Source organism: Streptomyces sp. SP18CS02, from assembly GCF_036322365.1.
Lineage (GTDB): Bacteria > Actinomycetota > Actinomycetes > Streptomycetales > Streptomycetaceae > Streptomyces.
Window position 1 is genome coordinate 78,604 of record NZ_JAQYXC010000297.1, and the last position, 22,456, is coordinate 101,059.

17 protein-coding genes and 1 CRISPR repeat array are annotated in these 22,456 nt (G+C 73.4%); of the genes, 13 read left to right on the forward strand and 4 right to left on the reverse strand.

Annotated elements, in window-relative coordinates; all coding sequences use genetic code 11:
* Positions 1–150: 150 nt before the first annotated feature.
* Together PUR26_RS29115 and PUR26_RS29120 are read left to right on the forward strand one after the other, a co-directional pair.
* Complete coding sequence (locus PUR26_RS29115; protein WP_329876867.1) at positions 151–978, forward strand: enoyl-CoA hydratase family protein; 828 nt, start codon at positions 151–153, stop codon at positions 976–978.
* A gap of 5 nt (positions 979–983) precedes the next feature.
* Positions 984–3,260 carry a bifunctional salicylyl-CoA 5-hydroxylase/oxidoreductase gene (locus tag PUR26_RS29120; protein WP_329876869.1) on the forward strand — a complete coding sequence of 759 codons (2,277 nt, stop codon included), beginning with the start codon at positions 984–986 and terminating at the stop codon, positions 3,258–3,260.
* Here PUR26_RS29120 and PUR26_RS29125 read toward each other — a convergent pair.
* A complete protein-coding gene (locus tag PUR26_RS29125) occupies positions 3,238–4,056 on the reverse strand; it encodes a PaaX family transcriptional regulator (RefSeq protein ID WP_329876871.1) in 819 nt (272 codons plus the stop codon). The genes PUR26_RS29120 and PUR26_RS29125 overlap by 23 nt on opposite strands.
* 9 nt (positions 4,057–4,065) lie before the next feature.
* A complete protein-coding gene (locus PUR26_RS29130; protein ID WP_329876873.1) occupies positions 4,066–5,685 on the reverse strand; it encodes an AMP-binding protein in 1,620 nt (539 codons plus the stop codon).
* A 133-nt stretch (positions 5,686–5,818) separates the two neighbouring features.
* Between PUR26_RS29130 and PUR26_RS29135 the strand changes: the two genes are divergently transcribed.
* Positions 5,819–6,931 carry an acyl-CoA dehydrogenase family protein gene (locus PUR26_RS29135; RefSeq protein ID WP_329876875.1) on the forward strand — a complete coding sequence of 371 codons (1,113 nt, stop codon included), beginning with the start codon at positions 5,819–5,821 and terminating at the stop codon, positions 6,929–6,931.
* A complete protein-coding gene (locus tag PUR26_RS29140) occupies positions 6,928–7,326 on the forward strand; it encodes a RidA family protein (RefSeq protein ID WP_329876877.1) in 399 nt (132 codons plus the stop codon). Before PUR26_RS29135 ends, PUR26_RS29140 begins: the two co-directional genes overlap by 4 nt.
* A gap of 90 nt (positions 7,327–7,416) precedes the next feature.
* Here PUR26_RS29140 and PUR26_RS29145 read toward each other — a convergent pair whose 3' ends face one another.
* Positions 7,417–8,799: an aminopeptidase P family protein gene (locus PUR26_RS29145; protein WP_329876879.1), complete on the reverse strand. Its 1,383-nt coding sequence runs from the start codon at positions 8,797–8,799 to the stop codon at positions 7,417–7,419.
* 242 nt (positions 8,800–9,041) lie between these two features.
* On the opposite strand from PUR26_RS29145, the gene PUR26_RS29150 reads away from it, so the two are divergent.
* The 7 genes from PUR26_RS29150 to PUR26_RS29180 all read left to right on the forward strand — a co-directional run bounded on the left by PUR26_RS29150 (position 9,042) and on the right by PUR26_RS29180 (position 17,266).
* Positions 9,042–11,405: a collagenase gene (locus PUR26_RS29150; RefSeq protein WP_443077207.1), complete on the forward strand. Its 2,364-nt coding sequence runs from the start codon at positions 9,042–9,044 to the stop codon at positions 11,403–11,405.
* A gap of 82 nt (positions 11,406–11,487) precedes the next feature.
* Positions 11,488–12,720: an NAD(P)/FAD-dependent oxidoreductase gene (locus tag PUR26_RS29155; protein ID WP_329876881.1), complete on the forward strand. Its 1,233-nt coding sequence runs from the start codon at positions 11,488–11,490 to the stop codon at positions 12,718–12,720.
* Positions 12,717–12,998, forward strand: coding sequence for a (2Fe-2S)-binding protein (locus PUR26_RS29160; protein ID WP_329876882.1), 282 nt, complete (start codon positions 12,717–12,719; stop codon positions 12,996–12,998). Before PUR26_RS29155 ends, PUR26_RS29160 begins: the two co-directional genes overlap by 4 nt.
* The gene (locus PUR26_RS29165; protein WP_329876884.1) at positions 12,979–14,586 is read left to right on the forward strand and encodes an NAD(P)/FAD-dependent oxidoreductase; all 1,608 of its coding nucleotides are present in this window, start codon (positions 12,979–12,981) and stop codon (positions 14,584–14,586) included. Before PUR26_RS29160 ends, PUR26_RS29165 begins: the two co-directional genes overlap by 20 nt.
* The gene (locus tag PUR26_RS29170) at positions 14,586–15,488 is read left to right on the forward strand and encodes a dihydrodipicolinate synthase family protein (protein ID WP_329876886.1); all 903 of its coding nucleotides are present in this window, start codon (positions 14,586–14,588) and stop codon (positions 15,486–15,488) included. Before PUR26_RS29165 ends, PUR26_RS29170 begins: the two co-directional genes overlap by 1 nt.
* Position 15,489: 1 nt before the next feature.
* Positions 15,490–16,491, forward strand: coding sequence for a proline racemase family protein (locus tag PUR26_RS29175; RefSeq protein WP_329876888.1), 1,002 nt, complete (start codon positions 15,490–15,492; stop codon positions 16,489–16,491).
* 58 nt (positions 16,492–16,549) lie between these two features.
* Positions 16,550–17,266, forward strand: coding sequence for a GntR family transcriptional regulator (locus PUR26_RS29180; RefSeq protein ID WP_329876890.1), 717 nt, complete (start codon positions 16,550–16,552; stop codon positions 17,264–17,266).
* A 20-nt stretch (positions 17,267–17,286) separates the two neighbouring features.
* Here PUR26_RS29180 and PUR26_RS29185 read toward each other — a convergent pair whose 3' ends face one another.
* Positions 17,287–18,054, reverse strand: a complete 768-nt coding sequence (locus PUR26_RS29185; RefSeq protein WP_329876892.1) for an ankyrin repeat domain-containing protein — start codon at positions 18,052–18,054, stop codon at positions 17,287–17,289.
* A 246-nt stretch (positions 18,055–18,300) separates the two neighbouring features.
* Between PUR26_RS29185 and PUR26_RS29190 the strand changes: the two genes are divergently transcribed.
* Positions 18,301–18,789, forward strand: coding sequence for a hypothetical protein (locus PUR26_RS29190; protein ID WP_329876894.1), 489 nt, complete (start codon positions 18,301–18,303; stop codon positions 18,787–18,789).
* A gap of 84 nt (positions 18,790–18,873) precedes the next feature.
* A CRISPR array of direct repeats spans positions 18,874–19,146; the repeat unit is 29 nt; unit sequence CGGAACACCCCCGCCTGCGCGGGGACCAC.
* A gap of 239 nt (positions 19,147–19,385) precedes the next feature.
* On the forward strand, positions 19,386–22,373 hold the full coding sequence (cas3, locus tag PUR26_RS29195; protein WP_329876896.1) for a CRISPR-associated helicase Cas3': 2,988 nt from the start codon (positions 19,386–19,388) through the stop codon (positions 22,371–22,373).
* Positions 22,374–22,456: the final 83 nt, after the last annotated feature.

Sequence of the window (22,456 nt, forward strand, 5' to 3'; positions counted from 1 at the left end):
ACCTTCGCCGGTTCCGGACGGATGTGACACGGCGCACCCTTACCGGCGAGTTTATCGCGTACTCGTGACGGAAGTCACGTAGGAGTGATAGCTTCGGCGTGCAGGCATCGCGGGCACCGGCAGCCCGCTCGCCGAGGGAGGCCGCTTCCCATGAGCCCGTTCACCAGCTCCGCGCCCCGCACCCAGGAGTGGCGCCATCTGCGCCTGGCCGTCGACGACGGCGTCGCCACCGTCACGCTGGACCGCCCCGCCAAGCTCAACGCGCTCACCTTCGGCGCCTACGCCGATCTGCGCGACCTGCTCGCCGAGCTGTCCAGGGAGCGCGCCGTGCGCGCCCTCGTCCTCGGCGGCGAGGGCCGGGGCTTCTGCTCGGGCGGCGACGTCGACGACATCATCGGCGCCACCCTCGCCATGGACACCGCGCAGCTCCTCGACTTCAACCGGATGACCGGACAGGTCGTCCGCGCGCTGCGCGAATGCCCCTTCCCCGTCGTCGCCGCGGTCCACGGCGTGGCCGCGGGCGCCGGTGCCGTCCTCGCCCTCGCCGCGGACTTCCGGATCGCGGACCCCACCGCCCGCTTCTCCTTCCTCTTCACCAAGGTCGGCCTCTCCGGAGGCGACATGGGCGCGGCCTATCTGCTGCCCCGCGTCGTCGGCCTCGGCCACGCCACCCGTCTGCTGATGCTCGGCGAACCGGTGCGCGCCCCCGAAGCCGAACGCATCGGCCTGATCAGCCGGCTCACCGAGGAAGGGCAGGCCCCCGCCGAGGCCGCCGCACTCGCCCGCCGCCTCGCCGACGGCCCCGCCCTCGCCCACGCCCAGACGAAGGCGCTGCTCACCGCGGAGCTCGACATGCCGCTGGCAGCCGCCGTCGAGCTCGACGCCGCCACCCAGGCGCTCCTGATGAACGGCGAGGACTACGCGGAGTTCCACGCGGCCTTCACCGAGAAGCGGCCGCCGAAGTGGCGGGGCAGGTGACAGCCATGCGCGTCGCCGTCATCGGTGGCGGACCCGGCGGCCTCTACACCGCCGCCCTCCTCAAACGCCTCGGCCCCGACCGCGACATCACCGTCTGGGAGCGCAACGCCCCGGACGACACCTTCGGCTTCGGCGTCGTCCTCTCCGACGAGACCCTCGGCGGCATCGAGCACGCCGACCCCACCGTCCACCGCGCCCTGCAGAAGGAGTTCGTCCGCTGGGACGACATCGACATCGTCCACCGGGGCCGCACGCTCACCTCCGGCGGCCACGGCTTCGCCGCCCTCGGCAGGCGCAGGCTCCTGGAGATACTGCACCGGCGCTGCGCCGACCTCGGCGTACGGCTCCGCTTCCGCACCGAGGCGCCGGCCGCCGACGAGCTCGCGGACGCCTACGACCTGGTCGTCGCCGCCGACGGCGTGCACAGCCGGACCCGGGAGGCCCACGCCGGCGCGTTCGCCCCGCGGATCACCACCCACCGCTGCCGTTACATCTGGCTCGCCGCCGACTTCGCCTTCGACGCCTTCCGCTTCGAGGTCGCAGAGACCGAGCACGGCGTGGTGCAGCTGCACGGCTACCCCTACACGGCCGGCGACTCCACCGTGATCATCGAGATGCGCGAGGAGGTCTGGCGGGCCTCCGGCTTCGACGAGCTCACCGAGCAGGAGACCATCGAACGCTGCGCCAAGATCTTCACCGAAGCGCTCGGCGGACGCTCCCTGCGCTCCAACAGGTCCTCCTGGAGCGCCTTCCGCACGGTCGTCAACGCCCACTGGTCGCACGGCAACACCGTGCTCATCGGCGACGCCGCCCACACCGCCCACTTCTCCATCGGGTCCGGCACCAAACTCGCCGTCGAGGACGCCCTCGCGCTCGCCGCCAGCATCGAGGAGCAGCCCGGCCTGGACCAGGCCCTCGCCGCCTACGAGGCCGAACGCCGGCCCGTCGTGGAGTCGACCCAGCGCGCGGCGGCCGCCAGTCTGCGCTGGTTCGAGGACCTCGCGGGATACGTCGAACAGCCGCCCCGCCAGTTCGCCTTCAACCTCCTCACCCGCAGCCGCCGCGTCACCCACGACAACCTGAGGCTGCGCGACCCGGCCTTCACCGACGCCGTCGAACACGACTTCGGCTGCCCGCCCGCCACCCCTCCCATGTTCACCCCCTTCCGGCTGCGCGGACTGACCCTGCGCAACCGGGTCGTCGTCTCACCCATGGACATGTACTCGGCGCAGGACGGCGTCCCCGGGGACTTCCACCTCGTCCACCTCGGCGCACGCGCCCTCGGCGGCGCGGGTCTGGTCATGACCGAGATGGTCTGCGTCAGCCCCGAAGGCCGCATCACCCCCGGCTGCGCCGGCCTGTACACCCCCGAGCAGGCCGCCGCCTGGCGTCGCGTCACCGACTTCGTCCACCAGCGCTCGTCCGGTACCGCCATCGGCGTACAGCTGGGCCACTCCGGCCGCAAGGGCTCCACCAAGCGGATGTGGGAGGGCATCGACCAGCCCCTCGACAGCGGCAACTGGCCCCTCGCCGCCGCGTCCCCCCTGCCCTACCGCCCCGGCGTCAACCAGGTCCCCCACGAGCTGCACCGGGCCGCCCTGACCGGTCTGCGGGGACAGTTCACGGCCGCCGCCCGGCGCGCCGAAAGGGCCGGGTTCGACCTGCTCGAACTGCACTGCGCCCACGGATACCTGCTCTCCGGGTTCCTCTCCCCGCTCACCAACCGGCGCACCGACGCCTACGGCGGCTCGCTCGCCAACCGGCTCCGCTTCCCCCTCGAGGTCTTCGACGCGGTACGCGAGGTCTGGCCCGCCGAGCGCCCCATGACCGTCCGCGTCTCCGCCACCGACTGGGCGCCCGGCGGCACCACCGCCGAGGACGCCGTGGAGATCGCCCGCGCCTTCGCCGCGCACGGCGCCGACGCCATCGACGTCTCCACCGGCCAGGTCGTCCCCGACGAGCGCCCCGAGTACGGCCGCTCGTACCAGACCCCGTACGCCGACCGGATCCGCAACGCCCTGTCCGTCCCCGTGATCGCCGTCGGCGCCATCTCCTCCTGGGACGACGTCAACTCCCTGCTGCTGGCCGGCCGCGCCGACCTCTGCGCCCTCGGCCGGCCCCACCTCTACGACCCGCACTGGACCCTGCACGCCGCGGCCGAACAGGGCTACCAGGGTCCGGGCGCGCCCTGGCCGGACCCGTACGGGGCCGGCAGCCGACGGCCGCCCACCGGCCGCACCGACGCGCCCAAGCCGCGCCTCACGCTTCTTCCGGGGACCTGACGAACGCCGCGCCCGCGTCCCGCAGCCGGGCGTGCAGCGCGCCGAAGACCGCCGCCGCCCTGCCTCCCGGCCAGCCCGCCGGGAGCAGCTCGGCGGGCAGACCCGGGTCCGCGTACGGCAGCCTCCGCCAGGAGTCCAGCGCCAGCAGGTAGTCCCGGTAGGCGTCCCGGGCGGAACCGGGCGCCGCGGTCCACGCGCGCAGCACCGGTTCGTGCAGGTCCAGGAACTCCTCGTGCAGCTTGGAGATCGCGGCCAGATCCCACCACCGGCCCACCGCCTCCGCCGTCGCCGCGAAGCCCAGGTGCTCCCCGCGGAACAGGTCGACGTACGGGTCGAGACGCAGCCGCTCCAGTGTGTGCCGGGTCTCCTCGTAGAGGGCGCCGGGCGCGATCCACACGCCGGGCGCCGCCGTCCCGAAGCCCAGCCGCCCCAGCCGGGAGCGCAGCAGATGGCGCTTGTGCCGCTCGGCCTCGGGTACGGAGAAGACCGCCAGGACCCAGCCGTCGGAGAGTTTCGGCTCGGCCGTCGTGTAGATCCTGCGGTCGCCGTCGTCCAGCAGCTGGCAGGCGTCCGCCGACAGCGCGTACCCCGCCGCCCCGTCCCGGGTGCGCCGCGGCTCCAGCAGGCCGCGGCGCTTGAGCCGGGAGACCGAGGAGCGGACGGAGGGCGCGTCCACGCCGAGCACCGCCAGCAGCCGGATGAGCTCGGCCACCGGCAGCGGGGCGTTGTCGGGCGCCCGCCCGTACGCGCCGTACAGGGAGACGATCAGGGAACGGGGAGTGTGCTGCTCGGCCACGTGATCACTCTAAGGCGCCTCGGTGGCCCGCAGCATGAATCGCTGGAGCTTCCCGGTGGGCGTGCGGGGCAGCGCGTCCAGGAAGACGAACTCGCGCGGGCACTTGTACGGGACGAGCCGGGACTTCACGAAGTCCCGCAGGGCCTCCGCCGTCCCCTCGTCACGGACGGCGCCGTCCCGCAGCACCGCGTACGCCACCACGACCTCTCCGCGCAGCTCGTCCGCGCGCCCCACCACCGCGGCCTCCACCACGTCCGGGTGCGCCAGCAGGACGTCCTCCACCTGGGGGCCGGCGATGTTGTACCCGGCCGAAATGATCATGTCGTCCGCGCGGGCCACGTAGCGCAGATAGCCGTCGGGCTCCCGCACGTAGGTGTCACCCGTCAGGTTCCAGCCGTCGCGTACGTACTCCCGCTGGCGCGGATCGGACAGATAGCGGCAACCGACCGGGCCGCGCACGGCGAGCAGCCCCTCCTCGCCGTCGGGCACCTGCCGACCGTCGCCGTCCACCACGCGCGCCTGCCACCCGGGCACCGGCGTCCCCGTCGTCCCCGGCCTGATCGCCCCGTCGGCGGCGGAGACGAAGATGTGCAGCAGCTCGGTCGCGCCTATGCCGTTGATGACACCGATCCCGGTCCGCTCGTGCCACGCCTGCCAGGTGGCGGCGGGCAGGTTCTCACCGGCCGACACACAGCGGCGCAGCGAGCCGGTGTCGTGACCGTCGAGGTGGTCGAGCATCACCCGGTAGGCGGTCGGCGCGGTGAACAGCACCGACACGCGCTCCTCGGCCACCGCCCGCAGCAGCTGCTTGGGGCCGGCCTGTTCCAGCAGCAGCGCCGAGGCTCCCGCCCGCAGGGGAAAGACGACCAGCCCGCCGAGTCCGAAGGTGAAGCCGAGCGGCGGGCTGCCGGCGAACAGGTCGTCCGGTTCGGGCCGCAGCACCCGTGCGGAGAACGTGTCGGCCACGGCCAGCAGGTCCCGGTGGAAATGCATGCAGCCCTTGGGCCGTCCGGTGGTCCCGGAGGTGAAGGCGATCAGCGCCACGTCGTCGGCGGCCGTCGGCACGGCCTCGTACACGTCCGGCCGCCGGGCCGCGAGGCGCAGCAGGTCGTCCGGCCCGTCCCCGCCGAACGCCGTGATCCGCAGACCGGGCACCTCGGCCTTCACCAGGTCGTCCACCGACCGGATGTCGCACAACGCGTGCGTGACGCGGGCCATGTCGCACATGACGGCCAGTTCCGGGGCGCGCTGCTGGGCCAGTACGGTCACCGCCACCGCGCCCGTCTTCATCACCGCCAGCCAGCAGGCCGCCAGCCAGGGCGTGGTCGGCCCCCGCAGCATCACCCGGTTGCCGGGGACCACCCCCAGATCGTGCTCCAGCACGTGTGCGATCCGGTCGACGTGCCGGCGCAGTTCACCGTAGGTCCACACCCCGCCCGCGCCGTCCCGGAAGGCGGTCCGGTCCGGGCCGAGGCGCTCGATCGTGCGGTCCAGCAGCTCCACGCCGCAGTTGAGCCGCTCGGGGTAGCGCAGCTCCGGCAGATCGAAGACGAGTTCGGGCCACTGTTCGCGCGGCGGCAGATGATCCCGGGCAAAGCTGTCCTGGTGGGCCGATGGGCTCAGCTCCATGATTCGCCCCTCTTGTCAGAGTGGGAACGCCCATCGAGCGTATCGTGAAGGTGACGACAGTCAACGGTGCGCGATAAAAGCCCTGAAGAGCCACGCCCGAGCAGTGACGGAAGCGGAAGAAGTGGGGGCACGAATGCCCGTATTCTCGCTCGAACCCGACCAGACCGCCTGGTGTGAGGAGCTGCGCGGCCTCGCCGCCGCCCGGCTGCGCCCCCTCGCGGAGAAGGGCGAACCCGGCCGGATCAACCGCCCGCTCGTCGCCGCCCTCGGCGAGCTCGGCCTCCTCGCGCGGCTGTTCGACGCCGGCGCCCTCGATCTCTGCCTGATGCGCGAGTCCCTCGCCTACGCCTGCACCGAGGCGGAGACGGCGCTCGCCCTCCAGGGCCTCGGGGCGCATCCCCTCGCCGCCTTCGGCACACCGGCGCAGCGCGCCCGCTGGCTGCCGGAGGTCGTCGCGGGCAGGGCCGTGCCCGCCTTCGCGCTCAGCGAGCCGGACGCCGGCTCGGACGCCGCCGCGCTCGCCCTGCGGGCCGAACCCGACGGCGACGGCTGGCGGCTGACCGGTGAGAAACGGTGGATCTCCAACGCGCCCGACGCCGACTTCTGCACCGTCTTCGCCCGGACGACGGCCGGTGCCGGAGCCCGGGGCGTCACCGCCTTCGTGGTCCCCGCGGACCGGCCGGGTCTCACCGGCGGCCCGCTCGACATGCTCTCCCCGCACCCCATCGGCAGCCTGTTCTTCGACGGCGTGCCGGTCTCGCGCGACGACGTGCTCGGCGAGGCGGACCGGGGCTTCCGCGTGGCCATGCACACCCTCAACCTCTTCCGCCCCAGCGTCGGCGCGTTCGCCGTCGGCATGGCCCGGGCCGCCCTCGACGCGGCGGTCGCGCACACCGCCGGCCGGGAGGCGTTCGGCGGCGTACTGAAGGATCTCCAGGCCGTCTCCCACCAGGTCGCCGAGATGGCGACCCGCACGGAGGCGGCCCGCCTGCTCGTGTACGCGGCGGCCGCCGCCTACGACTCCGGCGCGGACGACGTGCCGAAACGCTCGGCCATGGCGAAGCTGCTCGCGACCGAGACCGCGCAGTACGTCGTCGACGCCGCCGTCCAGCTCCACGGTGCCCGCGCGCTGCAACGCGGCCATCTGCTCGAACACCTCTACCGGGAGGTCCGCGCACCCCGTATCTACGAGGGTGCGACGGAGGTCCAGCGAACGATCATCGCGAAGGAGCTGTACGCCTCATGAGCCTGGAGCGGATCAATCCCGCCGAACTGTCCCCGCCGACGGGCTTCTCCCACGCGGTCACGGCCACCGGCTCCCGTCTGGTCTTCCTGGCCGGGCAGACCGCCCTCGACCCGGACGGCAAGGTGGTGGGCGAGACCCTGACCGAGCAGTTCGGGACGGCGCTGGCCAACCTGCTCGCCGCCCTCCGGGCCGCCGGCGGGACACCGGCCGACCTGGCGCGCGTCACCGTGTACGCCACGGATGTCGCCGAGTACCGGGCCCGGGCCGCCGAGATCGGCCGGGTGTGGCGGAGTCTGGCGGGCCGTGACTACCCGGCGATGGCGGTCATCGGCGCGGTCCGGCTCTGGGACGAACAGGCGATGGTCGAACTCGACGGGGTCGCCGTGCTGCCCTGACGCCGATCCGACGCCGCCCCGAGGGGGCCCGGCCGTCGCGGCCCGGCCGTGCCCCGTGCGCCGGCGCCGCTCACGGGGAGGAGCCCCCGCTCACAGGGAGGCGTCCAGCAGGGACCCCATCCACTCCTCGATCCCGCCCACCGTGCGCGGCAGGGCGCCCGACAGCAGCCGGGCGCCCTCGGCCGTGACGACCAGGTCGTCCTCGATGCGGACGCCGATGCCGCGCAGTCCGGCGGGGAGCGTCAGGTCGTCGGGCTGGAGGTAGAGGCCGGGCTCGACCGTGAGGACCTGGCCCTCCGCCAGGACGCCGTCCAGGTACGTCTCGGCCCGCGCCTGCGCGCAGTCGTGGACGTCGAGGCCGAGCATGTGGCCGCTGCCGCACAGGGTGTAGCGGCGGTGCAGATCCCCTTCGGCGTCCTTCAGCACGCCCCAGTCGGCCAGTCCCTCGGCGATGACCCGCATACAGGCCAGGTGGAAGTCCCGGAAGCGCGCGCCGGGACGCAGCGCGGCGATGCCCGCTTCCTGGGCGGCCAGGACCAGTTCGTACACCTGGCGCTGGACGGGGGAGAAGCGGCCGGAGAGGGGGAGGGTGCGGGTGATGTCGGCGGTGTAGAGGGTGTCGGTCTCCACGCCGGCGTCCAGGAGCAGCAGCTCGTCGCGGTCGAGCGGACCGTCGTTGCGTATCCAGTGCAGCACGCAGGCGTGCGCGCCGGACGCCGCGATGGTCTCGTACCCCGTGCCGTTGCCCTCCGCCCGGGCCCGCAGCCCGAAGACGCCTTCGATCCAGCGCTCGCCGCGCGGGTGGGCGAGGGCTTGGGGCAGTGCGCGTACGACATCCTCGAAGCCGGTGGCGGTGTGGTCGACGGCGAGCTGGAGCTGGTCGACCTCCCATGCGTCCTTGACCAGCCGCAACTCGGCCAGCGTCGCCGCCAGTTCCCGGTCGGTGGAGGGTTCGCGGCCGGGGGGCGGCGGGGACGCCTCGTCGAGGTGGACGCACCGGATGCCGGTCAGCCGCTCGGCCTCCGCGAGGTCCGGGCGACGGCCGACCCAGAACTCGCCGTAGCGGCGGTCGCGGTAGAACTCGTCCCCCGAGCCCGGTCCGCGCGGTGAACGAGGTCTGATGTGGAGCACTGCTTCGTGGCCGCGCGGCCCGTACGGTTCCATGACGAGGACGTGCCCGGGCTGGTCCTCGCCGGTGAGGCCGGTCAGCCAGGCGTAGGCGCTGTACGGCCGGAAGCGGTGGTCGCAGTCGTTGGAGCGGATCCTCAACTCCCCGGCGGGGATGACCAGTCGCTCCCCGGGGAAGCGGGCCGACAGCCGGGCGCGGCGGGCGGGGGTGACGGAGTGGGCCGCCACCCGGGAGCCGGGAGGCAGCGGCGTGTCCGCCCATGAGCCGCCCATGAAGCGGGCCAGCTCCGTGGAGACGGACAGATCGTGACTGCCGGTGAAGGGGCGTGCGGGACTGTCGGCCATGGAAGCTCCCGGGGATGACGGGCAGGTGGGCGAGCAGACGAGCAGCTGACGTGTGCACAGGGGTTGTCAGTGCAATTTCACATTACTATGTTACAGCTCACATTGCAGTGGCATGCACTCCTCAAGGAATTCGAACAGGCCACTGGAGCAAGGGTGTTCACACCCGAACGGCACCGCTGAACGGACCACTCCCCACCTCCCACACAGGAGCACTGGTGTCCCAGCCGTCCCAGATAAGAACCGTGTGCAGGACCCTCCTCGTCACGGGCGTCGCCGCCGCCACACTGCTCGGCCCGGCGGGCCCGATCTCATCCGCGACCGCCATGGCCGCCCCGAACGCGATGGCCACCGCCACCGCCGCCACCACCACCCTCGCCGGTGCCGCCACCGCTGGCGGTACCGGCACCGGCACCGCGAAGCCCGCCCCGGCGGGCGCACGCCAGGACGCGCACGATGAGGTGGAACGCCTCGCGTCCGCACCCGCCAGGATTCCGCGACCCGTCGCGGCCCCCGGCGGGCGTACCGACGCCAGGGTGCCCGGCCCGGGGGCCCCGGCCCGGCCGGCCGCGACCGCGTATGCGCCCTGCTCCCTGGACGGCGTCACCCGCCTCGGCCCCGAACCGTTCGCGGACTTCCTCACCGACCGGGCCGTCACCGCAGACGGCTGTCTGCGCGGCCTGATCTGGACCTGGGACGCCCGGCTCGCCCCGGTCATGTCCGACGCCCACGTCCAGGCGGTCTCCCGGCGGGCGTCCGCCCTGGCCGCCGGCCACGACGGCCGCAACGGCGGCCATCTGCTGGAGCTGTTCACCTACCTCCACGCGGTGGCGTACCACGACTTCGCACGCACCGAGATCGACGTCACCGACCCGCCGACCACCGAAGCCATGCGGCGCGCCATCCACGCCTTCGGCACGGCCGCCCGCACCTTCGACATCACCCGCACCAACGCCGAGACCCTGCGCGAGGCGCTCTACGCGGGCAGCGCACCCGGGCTGCGCCACTCCCAGCTGGGCCTGATCCAGAAGGTGCTCGCCACCATGGACCAGTACCACGCCGGCACGCACAGCGATCCGGCCTGGGGCAACGCGGCCCTGGCCGCCCTCTCCGTCAACTACCTCGGCGTGTACCCCGGCAACCGGGACACCGCCTTCCACACGGTGGTCACGCAGAACGCGACGTACCGCGCGGCCTTCAAGAGGTTCGCCGGGCACACCCACCTCAAGGGAACGCCCAACGAATGGGTCGTGCGCGACGCGCTCGCCGAGTACGGCCGCTTCGGCCAGATCGACGCCCTCCGTCCCGGCATCGTGACCGACGTCGGCGCGCTCCTCGATCCCGTCGTACGCGGCTTCGGGCGGGGCAGCGCCCCGTGGGCCCGGCTCGCCACCTGGCTGAACTTCTACGGGGCGTGCGCGCCGTACCGGGTCTGCAAGGAGGACATCGAACGCGAGATCTTCCCGTACGCCCCCGGCTACGACCGCGGCGCCATCAAGGTGCGCACGGGACTCGACGGGGCGACCGTCGACCAGCTCTATTACGCGAGCAAGCAGGTCAAGGCGCAGTTCCAGCGGGTCCTGGGGACCGAGGCGCCGCTCGCCGGCGACACCAACACGGTCCTCACGGTCGTGCTGTACGCCTCCCGGGCCGACTACGAGAACTACCATCCGCTGCTGACCGGCATGGACACCGACAACGGCGGCATCTACATCGAGCGCGGCGCGACCTTCTACACCTACCAGCGGCGCGTACCGCAGGACTCCTCGCTCACCCTGGAGGAGCTCTTCCGGCACGAGTACGTCCACTACCTCAACGGCCGCTTCGCGGTGCCCGGTTACTTCGGTGAGGGCCCCTGGTACGAGGCCGACCGGACCACCGCCATGGACGAGGGGACGGCGGAGTTCTTCGCCGGCGCCACCCGCGACGACGGTGTCGCCGTCCGCAGGTCCCTGGTCAGGAGCGTGATCGCGGACACGGCGGGAGGCGGCCCGCGGATGGGCGTCGACCGGCTGCTGCACTCCACCTACGCAGGGGACGGCTTCCGCTTCTACGGCTACGCGGGCACCTTCTTCGAGTTCCTGTGGACGCGGCGCCCCGCGCTGCTGCGCGAGATGTACGGGCACCTGCGCGCCGACGACCCGGCGGCCTTCGACGCCTGGCGCGGCCGGCTGGGCCGGGACGCGGCGCTGCAGCGGGACTACGACGCCTTCCTCGACCAGCAGATCGCCAAGGTCGACGAGTTGTTCGTGCCGAACACCACCTACACGCCCGGCGACCGGCTGCGCGACACGACGGCCGAGGCCGTCCGTACCTCCTTCGCCGCGGCCACGTCCGCCGATCCGCGCTGCGTGGACAACGGTGACACCGCCGGCCGGCGCCGTTTCGTCTGCACCGGTCTGATCACCGCGAACCTCGCCGACGCGGGAAACCCGGACGCGGTCTTCCGGGACATGTCGGAGACGGTCGACCACTTCCTGCTCGACCGTGCCGGCGCGGCGTCCACCAACCTCGCGGACATGAACTGCTCCTTCGGCGAGGTGGAGATCTGGGCCGACCGGCGAGCCGGAACCTCACCCTTCACCTGCGAGGGCCCGCTGCGCGGCTGAACCGCCAACTCGCGCCCCGCGCAACGACATTGACCGAACACGACACCTGTACAGGCACAGTGGTATGTGAAATATTACTGCCGTGCCCACGAGACACCCGAGATCCGTGCCGGACGTCCTGGACGCCGTGATCATCGGCGCCGGAGTGGTCGGGGCCGCCTGCGCGTACTACGCGGGCCGCTCCGGCCTCTCCGTCGCCGTCGTCGACCGCGGCCCCGTCGCGGGCGGCACCACCGGCGCCGGAGAAGGAAATCTGCTCGTCTCCGACAAGGAGGCGGGCCCCGAGCTCGCCCTCGCGCTGCTCTCCACCAGGCTGTGGCGCGAACTCGCCGCGACCCTCCCGCCGGAGATCGAGTACGAGCCCAAGGGCGGCCTCGTCGTCGCGGCCGACGAGACCGCCCTCACCGCGCTGCGCGCCTTCGCCCAGGGGCAGCGGACGGCGGGGACCGAGGTGCGCGAGATCGCGGCGGACGCCCTGGGCGACCTCGAACCGCACCTCGCACCCGGCCTGGCCGGCGGCTTCCACTACCCGCAGGACGCCCAGGTCCAGCCCGCCGCTGCCGCCGCCCGGCTGCTGCGCGCCTCCGGCGCCCGCGTCCGGCTCGGCGAGGAGGTCACCGCGTTGCTCACCGGCCCGGATGGCGCCATCCGTGGCGTACGCACCACCCAGGGGGAGCTCCACGCGCCCGCCGTGGTCAACGCGACCGGCACCTGGGGCGGTCACCTCGCCGCACTCGCGGGCGCCCCTCTGCCCGTCCTGCCCCGCCGGGGCTTCGTCCTGGTGACCGAGCCCCTGCCGCGTCTCGTGCGCCACAAGGTGTATGCCGCGGACTACATCGCCGACGTGGCCAGCGGTTCGGCCGCCCTCCAGTCGTCCGCCGTGGTGGAGGGCACCCCCGCCGGGCCGGTGCTGATCGGCGCCACCCGTGAGCGTGTCGGCTTCGACCGGACGCTGTCCACCGAGGCGCTGCGGCGGCTTGCCGCCCAGGCCGTCGCGCTGTTCCCGGCACTGGCCGAGGTGCGGGCCATCCGCGCCTACCACGGCTTCCGCCCCTACCTCCCCGACCACCTTCCGGCCATCGGTCCCGACCCGCGCGTGCCCGGCCTGCACCACGCCTGCGGCCACGAGGGCGCGGGCATCGGCCTGGCACCGGCGACCGGCCTGCTCGTCGCCGGGGCGCTGAACGGCGAACGGCCGGCCCTGGACCTCGAACCGTTCCGCCCCGACCGTTTCGAGAAGCCCGCCGGGCCCGACCGCTCGGACCGTTCCGCCGGGCCCGACCACTCCGGACCAGCAGGAGGCGACGCCCGATGAGACCCGCGCCCTTCACCGTCACCTTCGACGGGCGCCCGATCACCGCCCGGCCGGGCCAGACCATCGCGGCCGTCCTCTGGTCCGCGGGCATCCTCGCCTGGCGCACCACCCGGCGCGGCGGCGCACCGCGCGGCGCGTTCTGCGGGATCGGCACCTGCTACGACTGCCTGGCCACCGTCAACGGTCGCCCCAACCAGCGCGCCTGCCAGGTCCCGGCCCGCCCCGGCGACACGATCACCACCCAGGAGGGCACCGGACATGCCGACGACGTCGCCTGAGCCGGTGGACCTCGCCATCGTCGGCGCCGGCCCCGCGGGCCTCGCCGCCGCCGTGGACGCGGCCGGCCTCGGACTGAACGTCACCCTGCTCGACGCGGGGGAGCGGCCGGGCGGACAGATCTACCGCCACCCGGCGCCCGGCCTCGGGCTCGGCGAGGCCCATCCCGTGGCGCGGCGTCTCATGCGCCGCATGGGAGACGTCCGATACCTGCCCGGCCATCATGTCTGGACGGTGGTACGCGAGAGCGACGGCGGCAGCGAGGAGACGGCCGACGGCGGCGGCGAGGAGACGACCGACGGTGGCGGCGAGGAGACGACCGACGGCGGCGGCCGCAGCACGTGCCCTGGCCACGGTCACAGCCCCAGCCACAGTCACGGCCCCAGAAGAGACACCGCAGACCACACCGACAGCGGCAACAGCGAGAACATCCGCCAGGCCGCCGGCACCTGGCTCCTGCACGCCGTCGTCGGCCCCGAGGAGACCCCGGCCACGGTCCGGGCCCGTGCCGTCCTCCTCGCCACCGGGGCATACGAACGGCAACTTCCCTTCCCCGGCTGGACGCTGCCCGGAGTGGTGGGAGCGGGCGGGGCCCAGGCGATGCTCAAGTCCGGTCTCGTGACACCCGGCCGCCGTACCGTCGTCGCGGGCAGCGGCCCCCTGCTCCTCGCCGTCGCCCGGTCGCTGGCCGACGCCGGGGTCCGGGTGCCCGCCGTCGTCGAGGCGGCCGGCTACCCCGCGTACGCCCGTCATCTCCCCGCCCTCGTGCGCAACCCCGGCAAGCTGGCCGAAGGCGTCGTCCACGGCACCGCCCTCCTGCGCCGCACCACCCGGCTGCTGGGCCGGCACGCCGTCACCGCCGCCCACGGCACCGGCCGCGTGGAAGCCGTCACCGTCATGCGGCTGGACCACGACTGGCGCCCCCTGCCCGGGAGCGCACGCCGCATCCCCTGTGACGCGCTCGCCGTCGGACACGGCCTGGTACCGCAGCTGGAGCTGGCCACCGGCCTGGGCTGCGCCACCCGCCGGGCCCCCGACGGAACGCCCGCCCTGGAGCTGGACGACCGGCAGCGTACCTCCGTCCCCGGTGTCTGGGCGGCCGGTGAGACCGGCGGCATCGGCGGCGCCGAACTGGCCCTCACCGAAGGCCGGATCGCCGCCCTCGACATCGCACGCGACCTGCGCGCCGCGCCGCCCCGCCCCCGTACACCCGCCGCCCCGCCCGGCGTCCGCCCCGCCGCGCTCGCCGCCCTGTCCCGTCGGCGCGCCCGGCTGCGGGCGTTCGCCGACGCCATGGCCACCGCCCACCGGCCCGGCCCCGGCTGGACCGACTGGCTCGACGCCACCACCGAGGTGTGCCGCTGCGAGGAGGTCCCGGCCGGCCGGATCCGGCAGGCCGTCTCGGAGCTCGGCGCCCACGACGCCCGCACCGTCAAACTCCTCACCCGCGCCGGGATGGGCTGGTGCCAGGGCCGGATGTGCGGACAGGCCGTCGCCCGCCTCGCCGGCGAGGACCCCGCGCCCGACCGGCGCCCGCTCTCCTGCCCCGTCCCCCTGCGTCATCTGGCACAACCACCAGGAGCTGAATGATGAACGCCGACACCCGCCCCCGCCCCTGGCACGGCATCATGGTCGCCACCGCCCTGCCGCTGCGCGCCGACCTCTCCGTCGACTACGACGCCTACGCCGAGCACGTCGCCCGGCTCATCGCCGCCGGCTGCGACGGTGTCGTCCCCAACGGCTCGCTCGGCGAGTACCAGACACTCACCGACGACGAACGGGCCCGCGTCGTGCGCGTCGCCGTCGAAGCAGCGGGCGACGGGGCCCGCGTCATGCCGGGCGTCTCCGCCTACGGCAGCGCCGAGGCCCGCCGCTGGGCCGACCAGGCCGCCGAGTCGGGTGCCGGCAGCGTCCTGCTGCTGCCGCCCAACGCCTACCGCGCCGACGAGCGCTCCGTACGGGCCCACTACGCCGAGGTCGCCCGGTCGGGCGTGCCGGTCGTCGCGTACAACAACCCCTACGACACCAAGGTCGACCTCACCCCGGACCTGCTCGCGCGGCTGCACGGCGACGGCAGCGTCGTCGCCGTCAAGGAGTTCAGCGGAGACACCCGCCGTGCCTACGAGATCGGCGAACTGGCCCCCGGACTCGACCTGTTGATCGGCGCCGACGACGTACTGCTGGAGCTGGCCATGGCCGGCGCCGTGGGCTGGGTCGCCGGCTACCCCAACGCCCTGCCCACCGCGTGCGTCGCCCTCTACCGCGCCGCCGCAGCCCGTGACCTGGACACCGCGCTGCCCCTGTACCGCTCGCTCCACCCCTTGCTGCGCTGGGACTCCAAGACCGACTTCGTCCAGGCGATCAAACTCTCCATGGACCTCGCCGGCCTCCCCGGCGGCCCCACGCGGCCGCCCCGCACCCCGCTCGACAGCGCCCAGGAGGCCGCCGTAAGGGCGGCGACCGAGAAGGCGCTCGCGGAAGGACTCCACTGACATGCGGACCCGACACGTCTACCACGCCGTCGACTCGCACACCGAGGGCATGCCGACCCGCGTGATCACCGGCGGCGTCGGCGTCGTCCCCGGCGCCACCATGGCCGAACGGCGTGAGCACTTCGCCACGCGCCTCGACCACATCCGCACCCTGCTCATGTACGAACCGCGCGGCCACGCCGCGATGAGCGGCGCCGTCCTCCAGCCGCCCACCCGCCCCGACGCCGATTACGGCGTCCTCTTCATCGAGGTCTCCGGGCTGCTGCCGATGTGCGGTCACGGCACCATCGGCGTCGCCACGGTCCTCGTCGAGACCGGCATGGTGCCGGTCACGGAACCGGTCACCACCGTCCGCCTCGACACCCCGGCCGGGCTCGTCTCCGTGGACGTCCGCGTGGAGGACGGCGAGGCCAGGTCCGTCACCCTCACCAACGTCCCCGCCTTCTGCGCGGCCCTCGACCGCAAGGTGCACGTCCCCGGATTCGGCACCGTCACCTACGACCTGGCGTACGGCGGCAACTTCTACGCCTTCGTCGCGCTCGACGCCCTCGGACTGCCCTTCGACCGGGCCCACAAGGACGACCTGCTCACCGCCGGGCTCGCCATCATGGACGCCATCGAGGCCGCGGACCGCCCCGTCCATCCCGAGGACCCCGGGATCGGCGGCGTCAAGCACGTCTACCTGATCGCACCCGGCTCGGACGCGGTCCGCTCCCGGCACGCCATGGCCATCCACCCGGGCTGGTTCGACCGCTCGCCCTGCGGCACCGGAACCTCCGCGCGAATGGCCCAACTGCACGCCCGCGGCGAACTGCCGCTCGACCGCGACTTCGTCAACGAGTCCTTCATCGGTACGCGGTTCACCGGCCGGCTCCTCGCGGAGACCACCGTCGGCGGCCTGCCCGCCGTCGTGCCCGCGGTCACCGGACGCGCCTGGATCACCGGCACCGCGCAGTACTTCCTGGACCCGTCGGACCCCTTCCCGGCGGGCTTCCTGCTCTGACGTCCGTGAGCCCGTGAGATCGTACGCAGACCTGTCACGCAGTCACGGAGGTAGCGCCATGGGTGGCCACCTGAAGCAGCACAACCTGATCACCACCCAGGAGCGCCTCCGCGACCAGGTCGCCCACGCCCTGCGTGCCGCGCTGATCGCGGGCGAACTGCGCCCCGGGCAGGTGTATTCGGCGCCCGCGCTCGCCGCCGACTTCGGCATCTCCGCGACCCCCGTGCGCGAGGCGATGCTCGACCTGGCCCGGGAGGGCCTCGTCGAGCCCGTACGCAACAAGGGCTTCCGGATCACCGAGGTCAGCGAACGCGACCTCGACCAGTACACCGCGCTGCGCGCGCTCATCGAGGTGCCGACCATCGGTGCCATCACCGGCTCCGCCACGCGCCACCAGCTGGAGGAACTCCGGCCGGTCGCCGAGGAGATCGTGACCAGCGCCCGTGACCACGACCTGATCGGCTATCTCGACGCCGACCGCCGCTTCCACCTCTCCCTGCTGGCCCTCAGCGGCAACGACCGCCTGGTGGAGACCGTGGGCGACCTGCGCAAGCGCTCGCGTCTGTACGGCCTGACGGCTCTCGACGAGCGCGGCATGCTCGTCGCCTCGGCGCAGGAGCACCACGAACTGCTCGACCTCATGCTGTCGGGCGACTCGGCGGCGGCCGAGGAGTGCATGGCCCGCCACCTGGGCCATGTGCGCTCGCTGTGGGCCCAGGACCGCGACCGGGCCCTCGTGCCGGGCCCCGCGCGGCGCCCCGGCCCGGCCCGCTGAGCGCCCCGCCGTCGTGCGCCTCATGGCCGCGCGCCACCGTCGGCACGGGCCTGGCCGGCCGGGCCGGCCGTGGCTCCCCGTGCGGTCAGCCAGTGGACCACCTCGTCGGCTCCGTGGGCGCGGGCGACGCCGAGGGGCGTCATGCCGTCGTAGCCGATCCAGTCGATGTCCGGGCCGTACCGGTGCAGGTACTCGACGGCCGGCAGGTGCCCGCCGTGGCAGGCGCCCCAGAAGGCGCTGGTGATCTCCTCGGGCGTCGGCGGCACAGGGGCGGTGGCATACGCCTCGACCCGGTCGAGGAGGCCGAGGGTCGCGGCGTCCTGGAGGTCGACCCGCGCCCCGTGCTCGACGAGCCGGCGGGCCGCGCGCCACTGACCGAAGCCCCGGGCGTCGGCGAGCGGGGTGCCGCCCCCGATCACCGCGCCGGACGCCTCGATGTCGGCCCCGGCCCGCACGAGGGCGTCGAGGAGGGGGACGTCGTCGTTGCTCGCGGCCCAGTGCAGCGGCGTCTCGCGGTGGTGACCGGCGAAGCGGGCGTCGGGATCGGCGCCCGCGGCGACGAGAACGGCCACGACCTGCGGCCCGCCCGGGAAGTGGCCGGGCCAGTCGGCCGCGATGTGCAGCAGGCTCCGCACGCCCGGACCGCGGTCCTCGCGCGTCTCCCTGATCGTGGCAGCGGCCAGGCCGGGGTGTTCGGCGAGCAGCAGCCGGAGCGCGCCGGGATCACCCGAGCGGATCGCGCCGGTGACGTCGACGGCCAGTTCGTCCGTGGCACTGAGAGTCAGCATGGGACCAGCGTGGCCCATCGGTCTGACAGTGCCGCCTCGTCCGGGGCGCCGGCCGCGCAGTGATCCAGGTAACCGTTCCGCCGCGGCCGGAACCGGACGGGGTGCCCTGGCCGTCTCCGGGGACGACGGCCGGCTCGTGGTGACGCGTCCCCTCACCGGCCTCCTCACCGCCCCCGACCGAAGGCACCTCCAGCCATGCGCAGATCCCGTCCCGTTCCCGGTGAGCGCCCATCGGCAAGGACCGCGATGGCCCTGGCCCTCGCCGTGGCGACGGGCCCGCTCCTGAGCGCCTGCGCCCCGGACGAGTACCTGGCCTACCAGAGCGACTACGCCGGCCATGAGCCGCTGCGCGTGGTGGGCTACCCCTCGCGGGGGAGCCTCGACGTGGTGCAGCAGGCGGTGTGGCGCCTCGCCGACGGTGACGACGAGGCGCTGGCCGACCTCGCCGTGGACGACACGTCCGCGGCGGCCACGGCACGCAACTGGGTCAGTACGTTCGGCGTCGCGGCCCGTGGCGAGGTGACGGCCGACTTCTACGACGAGGGCTCCACACGACAGGTCGTGGTCCTGTACTTCGCGGAGAGCGGCCAGGTGAAGGAGATCGAGGCCCGCGTCGGCGACGACGACACGTGGGGCCTCACGCTGGCCGAACCGGACCCGGCGGAGGCATCGGCGAAACCCTCGTGGGCCCCCGTCGAACCGGGCGGCACCGGCTCCCGCTCCACTCCGGACTGACGCGCGCCCCGACCCCGCACGGAGCCCCACCCCCACCCCGCGCGGGGACCACGCCGCGGTCTTGCCCGCCGCGCGCCGCTCGGCCGGAACACCCCCGCCCGCGCGGGGACCATCCTCCGGAAAGCACCCGTCGCGCCCGCTTGAACGGAACACCCCCGCCTGCGCGGGGACCACGAGGTCTGCCCGTCCGTGATTCCCTCCGGGGTCGGAACACCCCCGCCTGCGCGGGGACCACAGGCGGAGCGTCGGCACCAGCCAGCCGCCGACCGGAACACCCCCGCCTGCGCGGGGACCACGAGGAGACGGACGAGGAGGGCGACGAGTGGGCCGGAACACCCCCGCCTGCGCGGGGACCACACTTCCTGACCTGGGGCGTCACGGGCGCTTTGCCGTTCCTTTGCCTGCCTGGTGGTCGTTCGGCATGCCCTCATAGTGGCAGATGTCCCGGTCGGCGGTCAGGCCGTTCGCGCACACGGCCAGGAACGTCGGTGAGCCGTGAATTCCCGCTGGTCACAGTCTCGTTGGGCCCGTCGGTGGAGGCATTGTCAGTGCTGTGTGGTGGACTTTCGGCAACAGAGTTCGCCGAGGAGGGTGCCGTGGTCGATGCGCGGGTTCAGGGGAAGTCGGAAGGGTTGGACGAGCCGTATCCGGTCGTCCTTCACCTCGTCGACACGGCCTTCGTCTGCGGGGCCGTGTGGGACCTGGTGCTGAGTGGGACCCAACGGCGGCGCATAGCCGCTTCCTTGGGGCTCGGCCTGGAGGACGCCCGCGCCCAGGTGATGTTCTGGGCCGGTCTGCATGACCTGGGCAAGATCACGCCTCAGTTCCAGGACATGATCCTCAAGACCCGTGTCGCTCATCGTGCCTTCCTCGGGGAACCGGAGTACGCACACGATCGCGGCGCGGACAGCGGGACGGCTCGGTTGCGGCATGAGTACGCCACCCATGCGGCGCTGCCCTCGTTGCTGATCGCGCTCGGCTATCCGCAGTCCGGACGCCCCGCCGCGCTGCTCCTCACGCAGATGTCCCAGGTGCTCGGCGGCCACCACGGCCGCTACCCCCGGGACAACGAGCCAGGGGACCTGCGCGACCCGCTGTGGCGGCTGCCCGAGTTGGGGGCGGGGGAGTGGGCCGAGCAGCGGAAGGAGCACGTGCGGGCCTTGTACGACGTGCTCGGCCGCCCGCCGACCCCCACGTCCCGGGCGCTGCCCGTGGCGGAGGCGGTGGTACTCGCCGGCGTGGTGATCGTCTCGGACTGGATCGCCAGTCAGGAGCACGTCATCTCCGATCAGCAAAAGGCTCTCGCGGGCATCGCCGACCTCGGGTCCCCGCAGGTCCTCACCGCCCACGCCGGCCGTATGGAACGACTCGCGCCGGCGCTGCTCGAAGACGCGGGCCTGGGAAGCATCGCGTTCAGGGACGGCGGATTCCGTGACCTGTTCCCCGGCATCGCAACGCCGCACCCCTTGCAGCTGAGCGTCGAGAAGGGACTGACCGGTGCGCGCCTGGGCGGACCCGGCATCCTCCTCGTCACCGCACCCACCGGAGAGGGCAAGACCGAGACCGCGCTGTACGCCGCGTCGGTGATGGGTGCCGCAAGCGGTTCCGGTGGGGTGTTCTTCGCCCTGCCCACCCAGGCCACGGCGAACCAGATGTACGGCCGCCTCGTCGACTTCGCGCGCCGGAACCTGTCGGCGTCCTCCCAGCTCACCCTCCTGCACGGCGCGGCGGATCTCTACGCCCCCTACGCCGGGGGCCAGGCGCCTCGACCCGGGCCCCGGACGGTCGAGCCGCGCGTGCTGTCCGACCACGACCCCGCCGTCCCCGGTGCTGCCACGGTCGCCGGGACGGCCAGGACGGCCGGGACCTCCGGCACCGCCAGAACCTCCGGGGTCTCGGTCGAGGCCGGCCGCTGGCTGCGCAGCCGTGGCCGGGGCATCCTCGCCCCTCTGGCCGTCGGCACGATCGACCAGGCACTGATGGGTGTGCTGCCCCTCAAGAGGAACGCGTTACGCCACCTCGGCCTCTCCGGGAAGACGGTGGTGATCGACGAGGCCCACGCCTACGACGCCTACACCCACGCCCTGATGCTGCGCCTGCTGGAGTGGCTCGGAGCCCTCGGAGTCCCCGTCGTACTGCTGTCCGCGACGCTGACCGGGGACATCGCGCGCGGCGCGCTGCGCGCCTATCTGTCCGGCGCCGACCCGTCGGCCGAGGGGCGCGCACTGCCCACGCCCTCCTACCCCGGATGGGTCTACGCCTCCGCGGACGGCACCGCGATCATCGAACCCGCCGCACCCATCGTCAGCGAACAGCGCCGTGCCCTCGACGTCGAGGTCCGCCGGGTCCGGCACACCTATGATCCGGCCGTTGCGGACGGGCGGATCGCCACGCTGCTGGACACGCTGGAGGACGTCGCCGACGCGGGCGGCTGCGCGGCCGTCATCTGTACGACCGTCGCCGAGGCGCAGCAGACCTTCGACGCCCTCCGCGCCCACTACCGGGAGCGCTACGGCGCCGGCTACCGAGGGTGGGACGACCGTGCGGACGAGGACACGGAGCGTCGCGACGCCTCGGCCGGGCCCCGGCTGCGACTGCTCCACGCCCGGTTTCCCGCCCGTCGGCGCGCGTCGATCACCGCCGAGGCCGAGTCATGGTTCGGCCGTACGGACAAGCCGCAGGTCCGGCGGCCGACCGGTCCCCGTGGGGCGGTGCTCGTGGCCACCCAGGTCATCGAGCAGTCGCTCGACCTGGATTTCGACGTGATCGTCTCGGACCTGGCACCCATGGCGATGCTCCTGCAGCGGGCGGGCCGGATCTGGCGCCACCGGAACCCCGCCCCGCCCCGTCCCGCCTGGGCGCACGGCCCGCGACTCGTCGTTCTCGCCCCGGTGGGGGAGAAGGGCGAGCCGACCGTGCCGAGGGCGTGGGGCGAGGTGTACACGCCGTCCTTGTTGCACCGCACGTTCGAACTGCTCGCGCAGCGCGAGGGCGCGCCCGTCGCCGTACCGGAGGACGTACAGGGACTGGTCGACGGTGTGTACGCGGAGGACTTCCCCACAGCGGCCCCCGAGCGGTTGATGGAGCGGGACTTCGAGCGTCTGGCCGAGGACATGGCGCGCACCTCCCTGGCGGACATGGTGGCTCTGCCGCCTCCCCGCAAGGTCACCTCGCTGCACTCCCTCACCACCAGTGACGCCGACGAGGAACTGGTCCGCACGCGCCTGGGGGCCGAATCCGTGCAGGTCCTGCCCGTGTTCGAGGACGAGGCGGGACGGTGGCTGGACGAGGGACGCACCGAACCCCTGCCCGAGTCCGGCAGCGGGCCGGGCGGGCGGTTCACCGTGCACGAGGTCCGTGAACTGCTCGGCCGTGTCGCCCCCCTGGCCCATGGCGCGTGGCGTGCCTCGTGCGGCCCGGAGCATCGACCACCCGCCTCCTGGAGCACGGAGCCGCGACTGGCCCGCCTGGTGCTCCTGCCGCACCGCTTCACAGGGGAGGGCCGCACGGTGGGAGCGACGGTGGGGGACGTGCGGATCACTTACGACCATGCGCTCGGGCTGGTGACCGAACGCCTCGTGTGATCGTCTTCACCTACGTCAGCGAACACATTGGAGTTTCCCTGCGAAGGGAGATCCACCTGTCGTACTGTCATCTTCATCGGAGC